2 protein-coding genes and 2 pseudogenes are annotated in these 1,952 nt (G+C 60.1%); 3 read left to right on the top strand and 1 reads right to left on the bottom strand.

Annotation, left to right across the window (positions count from 1 at the left end; genetic code table 11):
* Together ACRCSW_RS21710 and ACRCSW_RS21705 are read left to right on the top strand one after the other, a co-directional pair.
* A pseudogene (locus tag ACRCSW_RS21710) lies at positions 1–195 on the top strand (organic hydroperoxide resistance protein); the annotation flags it as partial.
* 72 nt (positions 196–267) lie between these two features.
* Positions 268–732 carry a DUF1294 domain-containing protein gene (locus ACRCSW_RS21705; RefSeq protein WP_438707735.1) on the top strand — a complete coding sequence of 155 codons (465 nt, stop codon included), beginning with the start codon at positions 268–270 and terminating at the stop codon, positions 730–732.
* Between the two features lie 36 nt (positions 733–768).
* On the opposite strand, the gene ACRCSW_RS21700 is transcribed toward ACRCSW_RS21705, so the two are convergent.
* The gene (locus ACRCSW_RS21700; protein ID WP_438707734.1) at positions 769–1,635 is read right to left on the bottom strand and encodes a branched-chain amino acid aminotransferase; all 867 of its coding nucleotides are present in this window, start codon (positions 1,633–1,635) and stop codon (positions 769–771) included.
* 140 nt (positions 1,636–1,775) lie between these two features.
* Here ACRCSW_RS21700 and ACRCSW_RS21695 point away from each other — a divergent pair.
* Positions 1,776–1,952, top strand: a pseudogene (locus tag ACRCSW_RS21695) (MarR family transcriptional regulator); the annotation flags it as partial.

Genomic DNA, 1,952 nt, shown 5'->3' with positions numbered 1-1,952 from the left:
AATGCCACGGTCAACGCGCATGTCGGCATCGGGCCGCGCAGTGACGGCGGGTTCGGGCTGAAGGTCCAGCTGGTGGTTTCCCTGCCGGGTGTTGCGCGCGATGTGGCGGAGAAGATCGTGGAGCGGGGGCATTTCATCTGCCCGTATTCGAACGCGACGAAGGGGAATATCGAGGTGGTGACGGAGATCGCGTGAAGTGATGCTTCGTGGCTGAACACGACCCCGGGCAGCCCAAATGCTGCCCGAAATACGTTTTATCATGCGGACATGAAGCTGACTGATTTCATGCCCCTCCAGATTCTGTGGACGCTGACAGGCGCTGCTTTGACCGTAACGGCCGTCATGAGCCTGATCGCCTATGCAGCTTTTGCCCATGACAAGGCTCAGGCGCGCAGCGGGGGCTGGCGTGTTCCAGAACAGACTCTTCTTTGGCTGGCCATATTCGGCGGTTGGCCCGGTGCGAAGATCGCGCAGCGTCGGCATCGTCACAAAACACGCAAGGAACCATTTCGGACACTTTTGAATGCGGTCGGCGTATTGCAGGGTGGGTTGCTTGCGATGCTGCTGTTCATGCCGGAACAGCGGGTGGGCGAGGCGCTTGATGGCGCATTGCAGGTGATGGTCGCCTCAGCGACTGGCATGATCGCGGCGTCCTTGCAGCAGGGAGATCAGGGCTCGACAGCGGAGAATCCGATGCCGCACCGTTTTGGCCCCGGCAGCGCGGATTGGTAAGCCGCGTCGGCGGGGCAGTTCATGTCTGCTCCAGACTTACGCCCTGACCAGCCGCTCATACTCCATCGCCACGCGTTTCGTCAGGTCGCCGACCTCGAAGTTGTAGTCGCCGATCTGGCCCACTGGCGTGACTTCGGCGGCGGTGCCGGTGAGCCAGCACTGTTCGAACCCCTCCAGCTCTTCCGGCATGATGTGGCGTTCGTGGACCTTGATCTGCATATCTTTCAGCATGCCGATCACGGTCTGGCGGGTGATGCCGTTCAGGAAGGCGTCGGCCTTGGGGGTGTGCACCTCGCCATCCTTGACGAAGAAGATGTTGGCGCCGGTCGCCTCGGCCACGTAGCCGCGATAGTCGAACATCATGGCGTCAGAGCAGCCCTTGGCCTCGGCGGCGTGTTTGGACATTGTGCAGATCATGTAGAGGCCCGCGGCCTTGGCGGCGTGGGGGATGGTTTCGGGCGAAGGACGCTTCCACTTCGCGATGTCCAGCTTCGCGCCCTTGAACTTCGCATCGCCATAGTAGCTGCCCCAGGTCCAGACGGCGACGGCCATGCGGATCGGGTTCTTGTTGGCGGCAACGCCCATCATTTCGCCCGCACCGCGCCAGGCGATGGCGCGGATGTAGGCGTCGGTCAGGTTGTTGGCCTTCAGCGTCGCCTCTTTGGCCGCGTTGATTTCGGCGACGCTGTAGGGCAGCGGCATGTCGAGCAGATCACCCGAGGTGCGCAGGCGTTCGGAATGCTCGGTCGATTTGAAGATCTTGCCGTTGTAGCAACGCTCGCCTTCAAACACGGCGGAGGCATAGTGCATCGCGTGGGTCAGGATATGGACATTGGCCGAACGCCAGTCCACCAGCTTGCCATCCATCCAGATGAAGCCGTCACGATCGTCATATCCCGCCATCGGAGCCTCCTTCAGCTTTGCATAAGTTGCGCCGATAGGTCCACTTCGGACATAAAGTTGCGCAAAATCAGGAAATGGCTATCAGTTGAGTCTTGGAAAGTCAACAAGGCTGACATAAAAATGGCGGCACGGAGGATGCAATGGCGGATCATCAAACAGGCGAAAGTCTGCTGTTTCTGACGGATGAACAGGTCAGGAAGGGCATCGAGGCAATGTATTTTGCCTATCGGGGGTTCACCGCGGACCCGGACCGCATTCTGGAAAGCATGGATTATGGCCGGGCGCATCACCGGGCCATTCATTTCATCGGGCGCTCT

Source organism: Tabrizicola sp. (genome assembly GCF_051645465.1).
GTDB lineage: Bacteria > Pseudomonadota > Alphaproteobacteria > Rhodobacterales > Rhodobacteraceae > Tabrizicola.
The sequence above is the reverse complement of the archived record's forward strand: the minus strand, read 5'-3'. Positions and strand labels throughout refer to the sequence as shown.

Coding starts and splice junctions, on each gene's coding strand:
- ACRCSW_RS21705 (WP_438707735.1), top strand. CDS start 268: ATGAAGCTGACTGATTTCATGCCCCTCCAGATTCTGTGGACGCTGACA.
- ACRCSW_RS21700 (WP_438707734.1), bottom strand. CDS start 1,635: ATGGCGGGATATGACGATCGTGACGGCTTCATCTGGATGGATGGCAAG.